Annotated in this window: 20 protein-coding genes; 14 read left to right on the forward strand and 6 right to left on the reverse strand. The window is 69.6% G+C overall.

Annotation, left to right across the window (positions count from 1 at the left end; all coding sequences use genetic code 11):
- The first annotated feature begins 120 nt into the window (after positions 1–120).
- From AC2D80_RS02865 to AC2D80_RS02880, 4 genes are read left to right on the forward strand one after another with little or no spacing between them, the layout of a single operon-like run.
- Complete coding sequence (locus tag AC2D80_RS02865) at positions 121–1,137, forward strand: ABC transporter ATP-binding protein (RefSeq protein ID WP_484631468.1); 1,017 nt, start codon at positions 121–123, stop codon at positions 1,135–1,137.
- Complete coding sequence (locus AC2D80_RS02870) at positions 1,134–2,090, forward strand: ABC transporter permease (RefSeq protein ID WP_484631469.1); 957 nt, start codon at positions 1,134–1,136, stop codon at positions 2,088–2,090. Before AC2D80_RS02865 ends, AC2D80_RS02870 begins: the two co-directional genes overlap by 4 nt.
- Complete coding sequence (locus AC2D80_RS02875) at positions 2,080–2,886, forward strand: ABC transporter permease (protein ID WP_484631470.1); 807 nt, start codon at positions 2,080–2,082, stop codon at positions 2,884–2,886. The genes AC2D80_RS02870 and AC2D80_RS02875 overlap by 11 nt, the downstream gene beginning before the upstream one ends.
- Before the next feature lie 29 nt (positions 2,887–2,915).
- Positions 2,916–4,370 carry a gamma-aminobutyraldehyde dehydrogenase gene (locus tag AC2D80_RS02880; RefSeq protein WP_484631471.1) on the forward strand — a complete coding sequence of 485 codons (1,455 nt, stop codon included), beginning with the start codon at positions 2,916–2,918 and terminating at the stop codon, positions 4,368–4,370.
- A 135-nt stretch (positions 4,371–4,505) separates the two neighbouring features.
- Here AC2D80_RS02880 and AC2D80_RS02885 read toward each other — a convergent pair whose 3' ends face one another.
- Positions 4,506–5,189, reverse strand: a complete 684-nt coding sequence (locus AC2D80_RS02885) for a YiaD family glycine zipper/OmpA-like lipoprotein (protein WP_484631472.1) — start codon at positions 5,187–5,189, stop codon at positions 4,506–4,508.
- A 136-nt stretch (positions 5,190–5,325) separates the two neighbouring features.
- Here AC2D80_RS02885 and AC2D80_RS02890 point away from each other — a divergent pair, with 136 nt between their 5' ends.
- The 4 genes from AC2D80_RS02890 (at position 5,326) to AC2D80_RS02905 (ending at position 7,996) form a co-directional block, all read left to right on the forward strand.
- Positions 5,326–6,378: an aldo/keto reductase gene (locus tag AC2D80_RS02890; RefSeq protein ID WP_484631473.1), complete on the forward strand. Its 1,053-nt coding sequence runs from the start codon at positions 5,326–5,328 to the stop codon at positions 6,376–6,378.
- Between the two features lie 100 nt (positions 6,379–6,478).
- Positions 6,479–6,970, forward strand: a complete 492-nt coding sequence (locus AC2D80_RS02895; RefSeq protein ID WP_484631474.1) for an aminoacyl-tRNA deacylase — start codon at positions 6,479–6,481, stop codon at positions 6,968–6,970.
- Between the two features lie 31 nt (positions 6,971–7,001).
- Complete coding sequence (gene plsY, locus AC2D80_RS02900) at positions 7,002–7,634, forward strand: glycerol-3-phosphate 1-O-acyltransferase PlsY (protein WP_484631475.1); 633 nt, start codon at positions 7,002–7,004, stop codon at positions 7,632–7,634.
- A complete protein-coding gene (locus AC2D80_RS02905; RefSeq protein ID WP_484631476.1) occupies positions 7,631–7,996 on the forward strand; it encodes a RidA family protein in 366 nt (121 codons plus the stop codon). Before plsY ends, AC2D80_RS02905 begins: the two co-directional genes overlap by 4 nt.
- Positions 7,997–8,024: 28 nt before the next feature.
- Here AC2D80_RS02905 and AC2D80_RS02910 read toward each other — a convergent pair whose 3' ends face one another.
- A complete protein-coding gene (locus AC2D80_RS02910) occupies positions 8,025–8,669 on the reverse strand; it encodes a retropepsin-like aspartic protease family protein (protein ID WP_484631477.1) in 645 nt (214 codons plus the stop codon).
- 8 nt (positions 8,670–8,677) lie between these two features.
- Positions 8,678–9,163: a YajQ family cyclic di-GMP-binding protein gene (locus AC2D80_RS02915; RefSeq protein WP_484631478.1), complete on the reverse strand. Its 486-nt coding sequence runs from the start codon at positions 9,161–9,163 to the stop codon at positions 8,678–8,680.
- Positions 9,164–9,194: 31 nt separating this feature from the next.
- Between AC2D80_RS02915 and murB the strand changes: the two genes are divergently transcribed.
- Positions 9,195–10,247, forward strand: a complete 1,053-nt coding sequence (gene murB, locus AC2D80_RS02920) for a UDP-N-acetylmuramate dehydrogenase (protein ID WP_484631479.1) — start codon at positions 9,195–9,197, stop codon at positions 10,245–10,247.
- 113 nt (positions 10,248–10,360) lie between these two features.
- Here murB and argG read toward each other — a convergent pair whose 3' ends face one another.
- From argG to AC2D80_RS02935, 3 genes are all read right to left on the reverse strand, one after another.
- Positions 10,361–11,695, reverse strand: a complete 1,335-nt coding sequence (argG, locus tag AC2D80_RS02925; protein ID WP_484631480.1) for an argininosuccinate synthase — start codon at positions 11,693–11,695, stop codon at positions 10,361–10,363.
- Positions 11,696–11,718: 23 nt separating this feature from the next.
- Positions 11,719–12,036 carry a pyrimidine/purine nucleoside phosphorylase gene (gene ppnP / locus AC2D80_RS02930; RefSeq protein ID WP_484631481.1) on the reverse strand — a complete coding sequence of 106 codons (318 nt, stop codon included), beginning with the start codon at positions 12,034–12,036 and terminating at the stop codon, positions 11,719–11,721.
- A gap of 124 nt (positions 12,037–12,160) precedes the next feature.
- Positions 12,161–12,505 (reverse strand): ArsC family reductase, encoded by a 345-nt coding sequence (locus AC2D80_RS02935; protein ID WP_484631482.1) that lies wholly within the window; start codon positions 12,503–12,505, stop codon positions 12,161–12,163.
- A 55-nt stretch (positions 12,506–12,560) separates the two neighbouring features.
- Between AC2D80_RS02935 and folC the strand changes: the two genes are divergently transcribed.
- The 5 genes from folC (at position 12,561) to AC2D80_RS02960 (ending at position 18,118) form a co-directional block, all read left to right on the forward strand.
- Positions 12,561–13,913, forward strand: a complete 1,353-nt coding sequence (gene folC / locus AC2D80_RS02940) for a bifunctional tetrahydrofolate synthase/dihydrofolate synthase (protein ID WP_484631483.1) — start codon at positions 12,561–12,563, stop codon at positions 13,911–13,913.
- 758 nt (positions 13,914–14,671) lie between these two features.
- Positions 14,672–14,881 carry an SPOR domain-containing protein gene (locus AC2D80_RS02945; protein WP_484631484.1) on the forward strand — a complete coding sequence of 70 codons (210 nt, stop codon included), beginning with the start codon at positions 14,672–14,674 and terminating at the stop codon, positions 14,879–14,881.
- An 11-nt stretch (positions 14,882–14,892) separates the two neighbouring features.
- On the forward strand, positions 14,893–15,378 hold the full coding sequence (locus tag AC2D80_RS02950) for a CvpA family protein (protein ID WP_484632634.1): 486 nt from the start codon (positions 14,893–14,895) through the stop codon (positions 15,376–15,378).
- Between the two features lie 23 nt (positions 15,379–15,401).
- Complete coding sequence (gene purF, locus AC2D80_RS02955; protein WP_484631485.1) at positions 15,402–16,907, forward strand: amidophosphoribosyltransferase; 1,506 nt, start codon at positions 15,402–15,404, stop codon at positions 16,905–16,907.
- A complete protein-coding gene (locus tag AC2D80_RS02960; RefSeq protein ID WP_484631486.1) occupies positions 16,904–18,118 on the forward strand; it encodes an O-succinylhomoserine sulfhydrylase in 1,215 nt (404 codons plus the stop codon). Before purF ends, AC2D80_RS02960 begins: the two co-directional genes overlap by 4 nt.
- The last annotated feature ends 3 nt before the right edge of the window (positions 18,119–18,121 follow it).

Raw genomic sequence — 18,121 nt, forward strand, 5'->3', positions numbered from 1 at the left:
CTCGGCTCACCCCCGCGGCGCTTCGCGTCACCCCCTTCCAGAGGGCGTTGCCAGCGGGCCGGGAGACCCGGACCCGCGGCAACTCTGGATTCAGTACCTCTTCACTCGTTGTGTTGTCTCATGACCGTTGCCGTTGTTCTTGATGGGGTGTCTTGCGTGTTTGGCTCGGGCGCACAGACCGTGCGCGCGGTCGATCGCGTGGACCTCACGATCGAAGGCGGGGAGTTCTTCACACTGCTCGGCCCGTCGGGCTCGGGCAAGACGACCTGCCTGCGCATGATCGGCGGCTTCACGCTGCCCACCAGCGGCAGCATCCGCATCGGCGGCGAGGACGTGACGCACCGCCCGCCCTACGCCCGCCCGGTGAACACCGTGTTCCAGGACTACGCGCTGTTCCCGCACATGAGCATCCGCGACAACGTCGCCTACGGCCTGATGGTGCAGAAGGTGCCCAAGGCCGAGCGCCACCGCCGGGCCGACGAGATGCTGGCGCTGGTGCGGCTGCCCGGTGTCGGCGACCGCCGGCCGATGCAGCTCTCCGGCGGCCAGCGCCAGCGCGTGGCGCTGGCGCGCGCCCTGATCAACCGGCCGCAGGTGCTGCTGCTCGACGAACCGCTGGGCGCCCTGGATCTCAAGCTGCGCGAGCAGATGCAGACCGAACTCAAGGCCTTGCAGCGCCAGCTCGGCATCACCTTCCTCTTCATCACCCACGACCAGCACGAGGCGCTCTCCATGAGCGACCGCATCGGCGTGTTCAACCAGGGTCGGCTGGAGCAGGTCGCGACACCCGCGGCGCTGTACAACCGCCCGGCCACCCGCTTCGTGGCGGAGTTTGTGGGCGCGGCCAACGTGCTCGACGGCGAACTCGCGCGGCAACTCAGCGGGTTGGCCAGCGTGATGCTGCGCCCCGAGCGGATCGAACTCGTCGGCGATGGTGCCGGCCACGTCAGCGCCACCGTCATCGACAGCCAGTATTTCGGCGCGTTCCACCGCCTGCGGGTGGACCTCGCCGGCACCGCGCTCGCCGTGGACCTCAACCCGCAGCAGCACCCCAGCCTGCCCGAACCCGGCGCGCGTGTGGGCCTGCGCTGGGCGGCCGACGCGATCCACCCGCTGGCCGCGGAGGACGCGGCGTGAGCGCGAGCCTGCCGGTGTCCGCGGCCCGACCCGCTCCGGGCGGTCCCTTGCGGGCGCTGTCCGACCTGCTGTACCGCCACCGCGGTCTGGCGCTGGCGGCGCTGCTGGTTCCGCCGCTGCTGTGGTTCGGCGTGATCTACCTCGGCTCGCTGTTCACGCTGCTGGCCCACAGCTTCTTCGCGCTCGACGAGTTCTCCGGCCTGGTCGACCGCTCCACCTTCACGCTGCAGAACTTCCGCGACCTGCTGCAGCCGGCCAACCTGGACGTGATGCTGCGCACCGTGCTGATGGCGGTGGCCGTCACGGTCGCCTGCACCGCCATCGGCTTCCCGATCGCCTACTACATGGCGCGCCACGCCCGCGGGTCGCAAAAGGCCCTGCTCTACATCGCGGTGATGCTGCCGCTGTGGTCGAGCTACCTCGTGCGGCTGTACGCGTGGAAGCTGCTGCTGGCCAAGGAGGGCGCCATCAGCTGGGTGTTCGCCGAAATGCACCTGACTTGGCTGCTGGACGCGCTGCTGGCCACGCCGGTGATCGGCGGCAACTCGCTGTCCTTCTCGCGCCTGGGCACCTTCCTCGTGTTCGTCTACATGTGGCTGCCGTTCATGATCCTGCCGATCCAGGCGGCCATCGAGCGCATCCCCGGCTCGCTGCTGGAAGCCTCGAGCGACCTCGGCGCCAGCGGCCGCACCACCTTCTGGAAAGTCATCTTCCCGCTGGCCATGCCGGGGATCGCCGCCGGTTCCATCTTCACCTTCTCGCTCACGCTGGGCGACTACATCATTCCGCAGGTGATCGGCGACTCCACGCTGTTCATCGGGCAGGTCGTGTACCGGCAGCAGGGCGTGGCCGGCAACATCCCGTTCGCCGCGGCGTTTTCGCTGGTGCCCATCGTGGTGATCGGCGTGTATCTGTGGTTCGCCAAACGACTGGGAGCCTTCGATGCGCTCTGACCCGTCCAAAGCCGGCTGGGGCCTCAAGGCCGCGACCTGGGGCGCCGTGCTGTTCCTGCACATCCCGCTGGCGCTGATCATCCTCTACGCCTTCAGCGCCGAAGACAAGAGCTACGTCTTCCCGCCCCCGGCGCTGACCACGCAATGGTTTGCCGCCGCCTGGGAGCGCGAGGACGTGTGGGCCGCCATCGGTCTGTCCTTCCGCGTGGCACTGGTGGCCACGGCCGTGGCCATGGTGCTGGGCACGCTGGCGGCCGCCGGTCTGGCCCGCACGCGCTTTTTCGGGCGCGACGCAATCTCGCTCTTGCTGATCCTGCCGATCGCGCTGCCCGGCGTCATCACCGGCATCGCGCTGCGCAGCGCCTACGGCGCGCTGGAGATCCCTTTCAGCTACTGGACCATCGTCATCGGCCACGCCACGTTCTGCGTGGTGGTGGTCTACAACAACGCGGTGGCCCGGCTGCGCCGCACCAGCCCGTCGCTGATCGAGGCGTCGATGGACCTCGGCGCCGACACCTTCCAGACGATCCGTTACGTGATCCTGCCCCAGCTCGGCTCGGCCCTGCTCGCCGGTGGGCTGCTGGCCTTCGCGCTGAGTTTCGACGAGGTGATCGTCACCACCTTCACCGCCGGCCAGCAGACCACGCTGCCGATCTGGATGCTGCAGGAGCTCATCCGCCCGCGGCAGCGGCCGGTGACCAACGTGGTGGCCGTGGTCATCATCGCGCTGACCTTCCTGCCCATCCTCGCGGCCTATTACCTGACCCGCGCCGACGAAACCCCCGCCGGCCGCTGACGCCCCCTCACCCCTCACCGGAGACCACCATGGGCAAGACCCCCGACCTTCCGCAGACCATCTTCACCGACCTGTTCATCGACGGGCAGTTCGTCGCCGGCGAGGGCGAGGCCGAGAAGGTGCTCAACCCGGCCACCGGCGGTGTGATCGCCGAGGTGCGCGAGGCCTCGTTCGAGCAGATCCACCGCGCCGTGCTCGGCGCCAACCGCGCCTTCGACACCTGGAGCGACACGACGCCGCAGGAGCGCTCCCGCCTGCTGCTGCGCATCGCCGACGCGATTGAAGCCAACGCCGAGGCCTTCGCCCGCCTGGAGTCGCTCAACTGCGGCAAGCCCTTCGCCCGCGCGCTGGAGGACGAAATTCCCGCCATCGCCGACTGCTTCCGCTTCTTCGCCGGCGCGGCGCGCAACATGCACGGCCCGGTGGCCGGCGAGTACCTGGCCGGCCACACCAGCCTCATCCGCCGCGACCCGATCGGCGTGGTCGGCTCCATCGCGCCATGGAATTACCCGCTCATGATGGCCGCCTGGAAGGCCGCGCCGGCGCTGGCCGCCGGCAACACGGTGGTGCTCAAGCCCAGCGAGCAGACGCCGCTGACCACGCTGCTGTTCGCCCGCGTGGTGGCCGACATCCTGCCCAAGGGCGTGTTCAACGTGGTCTGCGGGCGCGGCGGCAGCGTCGGGCAGCCGTTGGTCGAGCATCCGCTGGTGCGCATGGTCTCGCTCACCGGCGACGTGTCCACCGGCCGCAAGATCCTGCAGGCCGCCACGGGCACGCTCAAGCGCACCCACCTGGAACTCGGTGGCAAGGCGCCGGTGATCGTGTTCGACGACGCCGACATCGACGCGGTGGTCGAAGGCATCCGCACCTTCGGCTACTACAACGCCGGCCAGGACTGCACCGCCGCCTGCCGCCTGTACGCCGGCGCCAAGGTGTACGACCGGCTGGTCGCCGACCTGAGCAGCGCCGTCAAGACCATCAAGATGGGCACGCAGGACGAAGCCGGCGTGGAGCTCGGACCGCTGATCAGCGACCGCCAGCGCGATCGCGTGGCCAGCTTCGTCGAGCGGGCGCAAATGCTCGGCCACATGGAGGTCACCGCCGGCGGCAAGATGCGCGCGGGCAGCGGCTTCTTCTACGAACCCACCGTGATCGCCGGCGCGCGGCAGGACGACGAGATCGTGCGCCGCGAGGTGTTTGGTCCGGTCGTCTCCGTCACCCGCTTCACCGACCCCGACGAGGCCATCACCTGGGCCAACGACTCCGACTACGGCCTCGCGTCCTCCGTCTGGACGCAGGACATCGGCCGGGCCCTGAAGGTCTCGCGCAAGCTCCAGTACGGCTGCACCTGGATCAACACCCACTTCATGCTCGTCAACGAAATGCCGCACGGCGGCCTGAAGTCCAGCGGCTACGGCAAGGACATGTCGATGTACTCGCTGGAGGACTACACCGTCGCCCGCCACGTGATGGCCAAGCTCTGAGCCAGACGCCGGGCCGCCCCCGCCGCGCGGCGCGCGGACCGCTTCCACGGAACGCGCTGATGCCGGCGCCCGGGCGAAAAAAAGCCCGGCGGCGGCCGGGCGGGTGAGGCGGGCTGGTGAGGCGCGCGAGGGGCGTCAGCTGGCCCGGGCCGGTTCGGCCACGTAGATTTCCACGCGGCGGTTGGCGGCGCGGCCGGCCGGCGTGGCGTTGTCGGCCACCGGTTCGCGCGAGCCGCGGCCGTCGGTCGTGAAGCGGGCGGCCGACACGCCGCGGCCCACGAGGTAGTCGCGGGTGGCGTTGGCGCGGTCCACCGACAGCGGGTTGTTGATCGCGTCGCTGCCGGTGTTGTCGGTGTGGCCGACGATGGTCACCTGCGTCACCGTGTTCTGCTGCAGCGTGGTGGCAAACTGGTTGAGCACGCCGGCGAGCTGCGGGCTCACCGCCGAGCGCCCCACGGCGAAGCCGGCGTCGGCCGGCACATCGAGCTTCAGGCGGTTGTCGGCGGTCTGGCTCACGCCGATGCCGGTGCCCTGCGTGGCCTGCTCCATGGCCTTCTTCTGCTCCTGCATGCGGGTGGACCACACGTAGCCCCCCAGCGCGCCGGCGCCCGCGCCGATGACGGCACCGCGGGCCGCGCCTTTGGAGCCGCCGGTCAGGGCGCCGAGCACCGCCCCGGCGGCAGCGCCGATGCCCGCCCCCTTGGCGGTGTCCTGCTGGGTTTCGGACATGTTGGCGCAGCCGGTGACGGCAAACGCCAGCGCCACGGCACACAGCGTGGCGCGGCGGGGCAGGGCGGAACGGGGGATGGAAGCGTTCATGGTGGACTCCTGATGGGGTGACAGAGGGGTGACTGACGTAGCCTGGGCGACGCGGGCCCGGGCCGGCCTTCCCTACACTTATAAGGCCCCGCCAGCCGCGGGCTGACAGGCCATCAAACACTTTACAACCGCTTTCATGCAGACACACCCCCTCGGCACCGCAGGCCCCGCGGTCACGCCCATCTGCCTCGGCACCATGACCTTCGGCGAGCAGGTCGACACCGCCACCGCCCACCGCATCCTGGACCGCGCGCTCGAGCGCGGCGTGAACTTCCTCGACACGGCCGAGATGTACGCCGTGCCGGCGCGCGCCGAGACCTGCGGCGCCACCGAAACCATCATCGGCCAGTGGTTCGCCCGGACCCCCGGCCTGCGCGAGCGGGTGGTGCTGGCCACCAAGGTCGCCGGCCCGTCGCGCGGCATGCCGTGGATCCGCGGCGAAGTCTCCGGCCTGACCCGGGCCGAGATCCTGCAGGCCTGCGACGGCAGCCTGCGCCGCCTGCAGACCGACGTGATCGACCTGTATCAGATCCACTGGCCGGCGCGCAACGTGCCCGCTTTCGGCGCACTGGCCTTCGACCCCTCCAAGGACCGGCCCTGCGCGTCCATCCACGAGCAGCTGGACGCGCTCGGCGAACTGGTGCGCGCCGGCAAGGTGCGGGCCATCGGGCTGAGCAACGAGTCCCCCTATGGCGTGCACGAGTTCGTGCGCCTGGCCGAGCAGCATGGTCTGCCGCGGGTGGTGTCGGTGCAGAACCCCTATTGCCTGGTGAACCGGTCCTGGGAAAACGGCCTGGATGAGACCTGCCACCGGCTGGGCGTGGGTCTGCTGGCCTATTCGCCGCTGGCCTTTGGCCTGCTGACCGGCAAGTACGACGAGACTGGTTTCGTCGGCGACCATGGCCGCATCGCGCTGTTTGAGAGCATGCGCAAGCAGCGCTGGGCGCGGCCCGAGGCGCTGGCCGCCGCCCGGCGCTACAACGCCCTGGCCCGCGACCACGGTCTCACGCCCAGCCAGCTGGCCCTGGCCTTCTGCTACCGCAGCTGGCGCGTGGCCAGCACGATCATCGGGGTGACCAGCCTGGCGCAGCTCGATGAGTGTCTGGACGCGTGGGGCGTGACGCTGTCGCCGGAGCTGCTCGCCGAGGTGGACAAGATCCGCTGGGAGAACCGCGACCCGGCGCAGTGATGGAGGTCACCCCCGCCGCGCAGCGCGCGACCCCCTCCAGGGGGCGATTCCAGCGGCCCGGCAGAGCCGTTTCCGCGGCATCTCTGGACAAGGTTTTGCTATGCCCAAACCTCGACATGTTTCCGAGACGCCCGCCACGGCCTGGCTCAAGGCGCATGGCGTGGTGTTCACCGAGCATCCCTATGAGTACCTCGAGCACGGCGGCGCGCAACACAGCGCGCAGGTGCTCGGTCTCGATCCGTTCGCGGTGGTCAAGACGCTGATCATGCAGGACGAGGCTGCCCGGCCGCTGGCGGTGCTCATGCACGGCAACCGCACCGTGTCGACCAAGAACCTCGCCCGCCAGATCGGCGCCAAATCGGTGGAACCCTGCAAGCCCGAGGTGGCCAACCGCCACAGTGGCTATCTCGTCGGCGGCACGTCGCCGTTCGGGCTGAAGCGGGCCATGCCGGTGTACGTGGAATCGACGGTGCTGGCGCTGCCGCGCCTGTGGATCAACGGCGGGCGGCGGGGCTTTCTGGTGGGCATCGAGCCGGCCGTCCTCACCGGGCCGTTGGGCGCCCGGCCCGTGCAATGCGCGCTGGCAGAATAGGCGCCCTCGCCCAACACCCCCCGGAGACGGTGTGCAAGACCTGCTGAACCCCGCCCTGGCCACGCTGGCCGCCTACCTCATCGGCTCGTTGTCGTTTGCCGTGCTGGTGAGCCGTGTGATGGGCCTGAACGACCCCCGCACCTACGGCAGCAAAAACCCCGGAGCGACCAACGTACTGCGCTCGGGCAACAAGGCCGCGGCCGTGCTCACGCTGCTCCTGGATGCGGTGAAGGGCTGGCTGCCGGTGGTGCTGGTGAAGGCGTACGGAGCGCCGTATGGTTTGGGCGACGGCAGCGTGGCGCTGGTCGGTCTGGCCGCGTTTCTCGGCCATCTGTACCCGGTGTTTTTCCGGTTTCAGGGCGGCAAAGGCGTGGCCACCGCCGCTGGCGTGATCCTGGCGTTCAACCCCTGGTTGGGCCTGGCCTCGCTGGCCACCTGGCTCATCATCGCGTTCTTCTTCCGGTACTCGTCGCTCGCGGCCATCGTCACCGCGGTGTTTGCGCCGGCGTATTTCCTGTTCGGTGGCGGCATTGCCTGGGAGGCGCCGGGCGTGGTGGTGTTGTCGCTGGGGGTGATGGCGGTGCTGCTGGTGTGGCGCCACGCCGAGAACATCAATCGCCTGCTCGCGGGCACCGAAAGCAAGCTCGGAGCCAAGAAGCCATGAAAACCGACATCACCCGCGTGGGCGTGGCCGCGCGCTACAGCGAAGCCGCGGTCTTCCAGGGCGTGGTCTACCTGGCCGGCATGGTGCCCGAGCGGGGAGATACCGACATCGCCGGCCAGACGCGCGACGTGCTGCAGCAGATCGAAGACCGCCTGGCCGAATGCGGCTCGGACAAATCGCGCCTGTTGCGCGTGCAGATCTACCTCACCGACATCCGCGAGATCGACGCCATGAACGCGGTCTGGGATGCGTGGGTCGTGCCCGGCACGGCGCCTCCCCGCGCCACGGTGCAGGCCGCGCTGGCCCGTCCGGAATGGCGCATCGAGGTGGTGGCCACCGCGGCCGTCGCGCCGTCGGCCTGAGCCTTCCCCGCCGCGCGCGGCGGCTCCGTCAGAAGCGCCGCTCCAGCACCAGCTGGTCGTTGGTGCGCTGCATCTGGAAACGGTTGAGGAAACTGTTGCCCAGCAGCACATAGGGCAGCGGCTGGGGCAGCACCACCGCGTCCACCCCGTACACCAGCAACTCGCCCACGCGCACCGAGTCCAGCTTCACCCGGTGCCCGACCACGACACCGTTGGCCGTGCCGAGGTTGACCCGGGGCGCCCCCTGGGTGCTGATGCCCAGGCGCTGCGCCTCGCTTTCGCCCAACGACACCTGCGTGGCGCCGGTGTCGACGATGAACTGCACCGCGCGTCCGTTGATCTGGCCGGCCGGCATGAAGTGGCCCCGGCTGTCGGCGGTGAGCACCAGCCGGCGCCCGCCTTCGGCCGGGCCGGCCGGCGCAGCGCCGGCTGCTGGCGCCGCGCCCAGACGCAGCACCTGGCGTCGGCCATCGACCTCCACCACCGCTTCATCGGCCGACGCGCTGAGCAGCTTCACCCCCTGCACGCTCTGCCCGGGCGCGACGAAGCGCGGCGGCGCGCCGTCGATGATGAGCAGGGCCTTGTTGCCCGACAGGCCGCCGAGCGCCACCTGCTGGCTCCACACCGGCGCCGCCAACATCACAAGCGCGAGCGCGACGGCAGGGCGGCGCATGGCGGACGTCAGTCGCGGAAATTGTTGAAGGACAGCGGCAGGTCTTTCAGCTCGCTGCGGATCAGGGCCATGGTGGCCTGCAGGTCATCGCGCTTGGCGCCGGTCACGCGCACGGCGTCGCCCTGGATCGCCGCCTGCACCTTCAGCTTGCTGGCCTTGATCGCCTGTTGGATCTTTTTGCCGTCTTCGGTGGCGATGCCGTTGCGCACCTTGACCACCTGCTTGACCTTGTCGCCGCCCATCTTCTCGACCTTGCCGACATCAAGGAACCGCACATCGACGTTGCGCTTGGTCAGCTTGTTGCGCAGCACGTCCTCGATCTGCTGCAGCTGGAACTCGGCGTCGCCCAAGAGGGTGATCTCCTTGTCCTTGAGCTCGATGGCGGCGCTCGTGCCCTTGAAGTCGAAGCGCGTGCCGATCTCGCGAGCCACCTGATCGACGGCATTCTTGACTTCCACGAAGTCGGCTTCCAGGACGGTGTCAAACGAAGGCATGGCGGTGTCGGGTGGGTGCGAAAATCGGCGGATGATAGTCGAGAAGCAGGTGGCCTTGCTGCCCCACAACACCTTCGGCATCGTGGCCCGCGCCCACCACCTGGCGCGCGTGCGCAGCGAGGCCGACGTGGCCGCGCTGCGCGCGCTGCCGGCGTGGGACGAGCTCACCCGAGAGCAGGCGCCTTTTGTGCTGGGTGGCGGCAGCAACATCGTCATCACCGGCGATGTGAAGCCGCTGGTGATCAAGGTCGAGATCGCCGGCCGGCGGCTGGTGGAGGAGACGCCCCGGGGCCGGGTCGTCGAGCTGGGCGCGGGCGAGAACTGGCACGACGCCGTGCGCTGGACCCTGGACCAGGGCTGGCCGGGGCTGGAGAACATGGCGCTCATCCCGGGCACGGTCGGCGCCTCCCCGGTGCAGAACATCGGTGCTTACGGCGTGGAGCTGCAGGACCGGTTTCACTCGCTGGATGCCATCGACCTGCGCACGGGCGAGTCCTTCACGCTCAACGCGGCGCAGTGCGGCTTCGGCTACCGCGATTCGGTGTTCAAGCACGCGCCGGGCGACGCGCGCGGCCTTGGCCTGGCCGGCCGCGCACTCATCACCCGTGTCCGCCTGTGGCTGCCGTCTCCCTGGAAGCCGGTGCTGGGCTACGCCGATCTGGAACGCAAGATGGCCGACACCGGCATCGTGGCGCCGGACGCGCGCACGATCTTCGACTGGGTCTGCGCCATCCGCCGCGCCAAGCTGCCCGACCCCGCGGTGATCGGGAACGCGGGCAGTTTTTTCAAGAACCCCACGGTCACCGCCGACCAGTGTGCCGACATCATTGCCCGCGAGCCGCGCGTGGTGCACTACCCCATGCCCGACGGCACGATCAAGCTGGCGGCGGGTTGGCTGATCGACGCCTGTGGTTGGAAGGGGCGCGGCGTGGGCAACGCCGGTGTGTATGAAAAGCAGGCCCTGGTGCTGGTGAACCGCGGCGGCGCCACCGGCGGCGAGGTGGTCACGCTGGCCCGGGCGATCCAGACCAGCGTGTACGAGCGTTTCGGCATCCGGCTGGAGCCGGAGCCGGTGGTCATTTGAACCCCCTGCGCCGCTGCGCGGCTTCTCCCTGAGGGGGACGCACCCGACGGGCCGGCGGACCGGCGGAACCGGATCCGTGGGTGCCCTGCCGGGATCCGCGCGGTTTGGAGGGCTTACTTCCCGCCTTCGAGCTTGAGCATGTCGGCGCCGTCGCCGAGCGACACGAGACCGGTCTTGGCGTAGATGCCGAGCTTGCCGCGGGTGTCGGTGATGTCGAGGTTGCGCATGGTGAGCTGGCCGATGCGGTCCAGCGGTGTGAACGGCGCGTCCTCAACCTTTTCCATGCTCAGGCGCTCGGGCGCGTAGGTCAGGTTGGGGCTCTCGGTGTTGAGGATCGAGTAGTCGTTGCCGCGGCGCAGTTCGATTGTCACCTCACCCGTCACGGCGCGCGCCACCCAGCGCTGGGCCGACTCGCGCAGCATGATGGCCTGCGGGTCGAACCAGCGGCCCTGGTACAGCAGGCGGCCGAGCTTCAGGCCGTTGATGCGGTATTGCTCGATGGTGTCTTCGTTGTGGATGCCCGTGACCAGGCGCTCGTAGGCGATGAACAGCAGCGCCAGGCCGGGGGCTTCGTAGATGCCGCGGCTCTTGGCTTCGATGATGCGGTTCTCGATCTGGTCGCTCATGCCCAGGCCGTGGCGACCGCCGATCTCGTTGGCCTTCATGATGAGGTCCACCGGGCTGGCGAAGGTCTGGCCGTTGAGAGCGACCGGTTGGCCCTCCTCGAAGCGCACGGTGACTTCTTCAGCCTTCACCACGCAGTCCTCGCGCCAGAAAGGCACACCCATGATGGGGTTGACGATGCGGATGCCGCTGTTGAGGTGTTCCAGGTCTTTGGCCTCGTGGGTGGCACCGAGCATGTTGCTGTCGGTGCTGTAGGCCTTTTCGACCGACATCTTGTAGTCGAATCCGTTGGCGATGAGGAACTCGCTCATCTCGGTGCGGCCGCCGAGTTCGTCGATGAAGGTCTGGTCCAGCCAGGGCTTGTAGATCTTCAGGCTCGGGTTGGTCAGCAGGCCGTAGCGGTAGAAGCGCTCGATGTCGTTGCCCTTGAAGGTAGAGCCGTCGCCCCAGATGTGGACGTCGTCCTCCTTCATGGCGGCCACCAGCATGGTGCCGGTCACCGCGCGGCCCAGCGGCGTGGTGTTGAAGTAGGTGATGCCGGCGGTGCTGATGTGAAAGGCACCGCACTGCAGGGCGGCAATGCCTTCGTGGGCCAGCTGGGTGCGGCAGTCGATCAGGCGGGCCTTCTCCGCGCCGTAGGCCATGGCCTTGCGCGGGATCGCGTCGTAGTCGCTCTCGTCGGGCTGGCCGAGGTTGGCGGTGTAGGCGTAGGGCACAGCGCCCTTTTTCTTCATCCACAGCAGGGCAGCGCTGGTGTCCAGGCCGCCGGAGAAGGCGATGCCGACCTTTTGTTGCGTGGGGAGGTGTTGCAGGATGGTGGCCATGTCAGGGGTCCTGGGCTTTCGGCTCAGCCGAAGTGGCAGATGTAGTGGTAGGCCTCGCTCACGCGGATCTGGAAGCTGCTGTGGCCGGGCACGCTGAACCGGTCGCCCGGGCCGCTCTTGACCCACTCGCTGGCACCGGCCAGCAGGTACTCGCAGCCCCCGGCCACGCATTCCATGATCTCCGGTGCGCCGGTGTTGAAGGTGAGGGTGGCGGGCAGGATCACGCCCACCGATTTCTTGGTGCCGTCGGCCAGCGTGATGCTGTGGCTGACGCATTTGCCCTCGAAATAAACATTGGCCTGGGTGGCGACGGTCACGCCGCTGATGTGGGTGGTGCTCATGGCTGGAGAGTGTGGGACGGAAGGGGCGGCGCCAATCGGCGAAACCGCGATTTTAGGCGGGGCAGGGGCCGTCGCCTGGGTATCGTCTGGGGGATCGCCGGGGCCTCGGCGGGGCCGACCGCCGTCAGCCGCGCCCTGCCCAGTCGGCGGGGGAGAAACCGACGGTCACCGAGCCGTCGCTCCAGCGCACGACCGGGCGCTTGATCACGCTGGGCTGCGCGCGCATCAGGGCCGCGGCGCTGGCCTCATCGGTCACGCCGGCGCGGGTGGCGTCGTCCAGACCCCGCCAGGTGGTGCCCTTGCGGTTGAGCAGCGCGTCCCAGCCGATGTCCGCCAGCCACAGGTCCAGCGCGTCGGGCACGCCCTGCTTCCGGAAATCGTGGAAGTGGTGGTCCAGGCCCTGGGCCTGCAGCCAGGCGCGCGCCTTTTTGACGGTGTCGCAGTTGGGGATGCCGTGCACAGTGATCATGGCCGGATTGTCCGCGACGCTCCTGCGGATGCGGGCCCGGTGGGACAATTCCGGCATGTCCGAGACCGCTTCTCCCCACGGCACCACGCCCACCACGCTGGCCGACTGGCTGGCCCACGCCGAACGCCTGCACCCCCACACCATCGACATGGGCCTCGACCGCGTGCGCACAGTCGCGCAGCGACTCGCGCTGACGATGCCCTGCCCGGTGATCACCGTGGCCGGCACCAACGGCAAGGGCAGCACCTGCGCCATGCTGGAGGCCGTGTACCTGCAGGCCGGTTACCGCACCGGCGTATACACCTCGCCGCACCTGGTCCACTTTGAGGAGCGCTGCCGGGTGCATGGGGAGTCCGTCAGCGCCGAGGCGCTGGTGCCGGCCATGGCCGCGGTCGAGCGCGCCCGGCTGGGCAGCCACCCCGGCGAGGCCGTGTCGCTGACCTATTTTGAGTTCACCACGCTCGCCATCCTGCTCACGCTGGCGCAGGCCGGCATCGATGTGGCGATTCTGGAAATCGGCCTCGGTGGGCGGCTGGACGCGGTCAACATCGTCGACGCCGACTGCGCCGTGATCACCAGCATCGATCTGGACCACATGGCGCTGCTCGGGCCCGACCGCGAGAGCATCGGCCGTGAGAAGGCCGGCGTCATGCGCGCTGGCCGGCCGGTCGTGGTGAGCGATCCGGCGCCGCCGCAGAGCGTGCTGGATCAGGCTGGCGCGCTCGGTGCGGATTTGTGGCGCGCCGGGCTGGATTTCCACTTCGGCGGCGACAAGCAGCAGTGGGGCTGGGCCACGCACCCCAACCGCGGCGGCCGGCGCTATAGCGGCCTGGCTTACCCGGCCCTGCGTGGCGCGAATCAGCTGGTCAACGCCTCGGGCGTGCTGGCCGCGGTGGAGGCGCTGCGGTCCCGCTTGCCGGTGACCGCGCAGGCCGTGCGCACCGGGTTGGCGATGGTCGAGCTGCCCGGGCGTTTCCAGATCGTGCCCGGGACACCGACGCTGGTGCTCGACGTCGCCCACAACCCGCACTCGGTGGCCGCATTGGCCGCCAACCTGGACGCCATGGGGTACTACCCACGCACGCACGCCGTGTTCGGGGCGATGGCGGACAAGGACCTGGACGCCATGCTCGCCCGCGTCTGGCCGCTGATCGATCACTGGCACCTCACCGACCTGCCTTTGCCACGGGCCAGCAGCGCGCGGGCCCTGAGCGCGCTGTTGACCGCCCGCGACGGCGGCGCGGCCCGGGTGTCGGGGTGCCACGCCAGCCCCGCCGAGGCCCTGGCCGCGGCGGTCGCCGCCGCGGACCCCGCTGATAGAATCGTGGTCTTCGGATCGTTCTACACCGTGGGCGGCGTGCTGCAGCACGGCGTGCCGCGCCTCGCGGCCAAACACCTGGCCGCGTGAACCCGTCGAGGCCCCCGCCGACCTCCCACCGCCCATGTCCAGTTCCCGTTCCGGCTCCCAGGGCACCGCGTCGACGCCGCCCCCCAGCATCGAGACCCTGCGCCGTCGGGCGCGCCACCGCCTGATCGGCGCGACCGTGCTGGTCGGCGTGGGCGTGGTCGGCTTCCCCCTCCTGTTTGACACCCAGCCGCGCCCGATCGCGGTGGATGTGCCCATCGACATCCCCTCGCGGCCCGCGCCGGGCAGCGCCGCGGGTCCCGCTGCCAAGGCGGCCCCCGCCCCGGCGCCGGTGGCAGCCGCACCCAAGCCGCCCGTCATCGACGAGACCGAACCGCCGCCCAAACCCGCGGCCCCGGCGCCCGCCGCGCCGGTGTCGGCATCGCCCGCCCCGGCGCCGACGCCGGCACCGCCTCCCGCACCAGCACCAGCACCAGCACCAGCACCAGCACCAGCACCAGCACCCGCGTCGGCCGCCGCGCCGTCGCCCGCGCCGTCACCCGCGTCCCCGCCCAAGCCTCCGACCGACGGCGCCCGCGCCGAAGCGCTGCTCAACGGCNGCACCAGCACCAGCACCAGCACCAGCACCAGCACCAGCACCCGCGTCGGCCGCCGCGCCGTCGCCCGCGCCGTCACCCGCGTCCCCGCCCAAGCCTCCGACCGACGGCGCCCGCGCCGAAGCGCTGCTCAACGGCAAGCCCGCGCCCACCCCGGCGCCCGCTGCGCCCGCCGGCGCCGCGCAGCAGCGTCTGGTGGTGCAGGTGGGTGCTTTCGCCGACGCCACCCGCGCCCGCGAAACGCGTCAGAAGCTGGAGCGCGCTGGCCTGAAAACCTACGTCCACGAAGCCCAAACCCCCGAGGGCAAGCGCATCCGGGTGCGTGTCGGTCCCTTCGACTCCCGCGCCGAGGCCGACAAGGCCGCGGCCAAGGTCAAGGGCCTCGGCCTGCCGGCGGCGGTGCTCACGCTCTGAGGGCCATGGCCATCACACCCACCGACGCGGTCTTGCTCGCGGTGCTGCTGCTGTCGGCGCTGATTGGCGTCTGGCGCGGCCTGACCTACGAGGTGATTTCGGTGGCGGGCTGGGTGGCGGCGTTTGTGGCGGCCCAGGTGTGGGGCGCCGACGTCGGCGGGTGGCTGCCGCTGGAGGGTTGGGCCGCGGGCGTGCGACTGGTTGCCGGCATGGCGCTGGTGTTTGTGGCGGTCGTGTTTGCCGGCGCGCTGCTGGCGTGGCTGGTGCAGAAATTGGTGGCCTCCGTCGGCCTGCGGCCGGTGGACCGGGTGCTGGGCGGGGCCTTTGGAGTGTTGCGCGGCCTGGTGCTGCTGTTGGCCGGCGCCTTGCTGGTCGGTGTGATGCAGTGGCACACCCGGCCGTGGTGGCAAGAGTCCACCGGCGGCGTGATGCTCACCGCCACGCTGCACGAGCTGCGGCCGCTGCTGCCGGAGTCGGTGGCGCGGCACGTGCCCTGAGAGATTTTGCGAAGGACTTCAACATGTGTGGAATCGTGGGTGTCGTCAGCCAGGCACCGGTCAATCAGCTGATCTACGACGCGCTGTTGCTGCTGCAGCACCGCGGCCAGGACGCCGCCGGCATCGTCACGCAGCAGGGCCGCAAGTTCTTCATGCACAAGGCCAAAGGCATGGTGCGCGACGTCTTCCGCACCCGCAACATGCGCGCGCTGCCCGGCCACTGCGGGCTCGGTCAGGTGCGCTATCCCACCGCCGGCAACGCCTACAGCGAAGAAGAGGCGCAGCCCTTCTACGTCAACGCGCCCTTCGGCTTGGTGCTGGTGCACAACGGCAACCTCACCAACGCGCAGGCGCTCAAGCAAGAGCTGTTTCTCACCGACCACCGCCACATCAACACCGAGAGCGACTCCGAGGTGCTGCTCAACGTGCTGGCGCACGAGCTGGAGAAGGTCACGCGGGGCGAGCCGCTGAAGCCGGCGGATGTGTTTACCGCGGTGCGCGGTGTGCACCGCCGGGTCAAGGGTTCGTATGCCGTGATCGCGCTGATTGCCGGGCACGGGCTGCTCGCTTTCCGCGATCCCTATGGCATCCGCCCGCTGTGTCTGGGCCGTTCGGGCGACCAGATCATGGTGGCCAGCGAGTCGGTCACGCTCGAAGGCACCGGCTTCGAGTTTGAGCGCGACATCGCGCCCGGGGAGGCGGTCTATGTGGCGCTGGACGGCCGCACCGAGCGCGCTGTGTGCGCGGATCATGCTGCCCTCAAGCCCTGCATCTTCGAGTACGTCTACCTCGCGCGGCCCGACTCGTTCATCAACGGTATCTCCGTGTACCAGGCGCGCCTGAACCTGGGTGCCACGCTGGCCAAGCGCGTGATTTCCACCGTGCCGCCCAATGAGATCGACGTGGTGATCCCGATTCCCGAGTCGTCGCGACCCAGCGCCATGGAACTGGCGCGTCTGCTGGGCCTGCCGTACCGCGAGGGCTTCGTCAAAAACCGCTACGTCGGCCGCACCTTCATCATGCCCGGCCAGGCCGTGCGCAAGAAGAGCGTGCGCCAGAAGCTCAACGTGATTGCCAGCGAGTTCAAGGGTCGCAACGTGCTGCTGGTGGACGACTCCATCGTGCGGGGCACCACCAGCCGCGAAATCGTGCAGATGGCGCGCGATGCCGGTGCGCGCAAGGTCTACATGGCCAGCGCCGCGCCGCCGGTGCGTTTCCCCAATGTGTACGGCATCGACATGCCCACGCCCGGCGAACTGGTGGCCCACGGGCGCACGATCGACGAGGTGCGTGCCCTGATCGGCGCCGACGCGCTCATCTACCAGGATGTGGACGCGATGAAGCAGGCGGTTGGCTCGCTCAATCCCGCGCTCGACGGGTTCGATGCCTCTTGTTTTGACGGGGTGTACGTCACGGGCGACATCACGGCCGACGACATCGTGCGCCTGAACGCCGGCCGCCCGCAACGCGAGGAGGCCGACACCGACACCTCCCGGCTGGCGCTGCCCAACGCCCAGGAGGCGGCATGAGCCAGGACCGGTCGCTGCCGCCCGGGCTGCACCGCGACACGCTGGCGGTGCGCGCCGCGGTGGACAAGAGCCAGTACGGCGAGAACGCCGAGGCCTTGTTCCTCACCAGCAGCTTCACCCAACCCGACAGCGAGACCGCCGCGCGGCGCTTCGCCGGGGAAGAGGATGGCTACATCTACTCGCGCTTCTCCAACCCCACCGTGGCCAGCATGGAACAACGCCTGGCCGCGCTGGAAGGCATGGAGGCCTGCGTGGGCACGGCCAGCGGCATGGGTGCCATCCTGCTGCTGTGCCTGGGCCTGCTGAAGACCGGCGACCACGTGGTGTGCTCGCGGTCCGTGTTCGGCTCCACGATCAAGCTGCTGGGCACCGAAATGGCGAAGTTCGGCGTGCAGACCAGCTTTGTGTCGCAGACCGATGTGGCGGAGTGGCGCGACGCCATCCGCCCCTCGACGAAGCTGCTCTTCGCCGAGACACCCACGAACCCGCTGACCGATGTGTGTGACATCCGCGCCCTGGCGGACGTGGCCCACAACGCCGGCGCCCTGCTGGCCGTGGACAACTGCTTTTGCTCGCCCGCGCTGCAGCAGCCCGCCCGCCTGGGTGCCGACATCGTGATCCATTCGGGCACGAAGTACCTGGACGGCCAGGGCCGCGTGGTGGCCGGCGCGCTGTGCGCCAGCGAAGCCCTGGTGCGTCAGACCTTCATCCCGGTGATGCGCAGCGCGGGCATCAGCCTGTCGCCCTTCAACGCGTGGGTCGTGCTCAAGGGCATGGAGACGCTGGGCATCCGCATGGAAGCGCAGTCGCGCCGTGCGCTGGAACTCGCGCAGTGGCTGGAAGCGCACCCGAAGGTCGAGCGGGTTTACTACCCCGGGCTGCGCAGCCATCCCCAGCACGAACTGGCCATGGCGCAGCAGTCGGGTCTGGGCGGTGCCGTGCTGTCTTTTGACGTGAAGGCGGGTGATGCGGATGACGCCCGAGCCCGGGCCTTTCGCGTCATCGACGCCACGCAGCTGATGTCCGTCACCGCCAACCTCGGTGACGTCAAGACCATCATCACCCACCCACCGACCACGTCGCACGGCCGGCTCACCGAAGCGCAGCGCCTGGCCGCTGGCATTCGCCAGAACCTCATCCGCGTCGCGGTGGGCCTGGAACACCTCGACGACCTGAAGGCCGACCTGTCTCGCGGCCTTGACCTCCTGTGAACC

The sequence above is a fragment of the Hydrogenophaga sp. T66 genome, assembly GCF_057219855.1.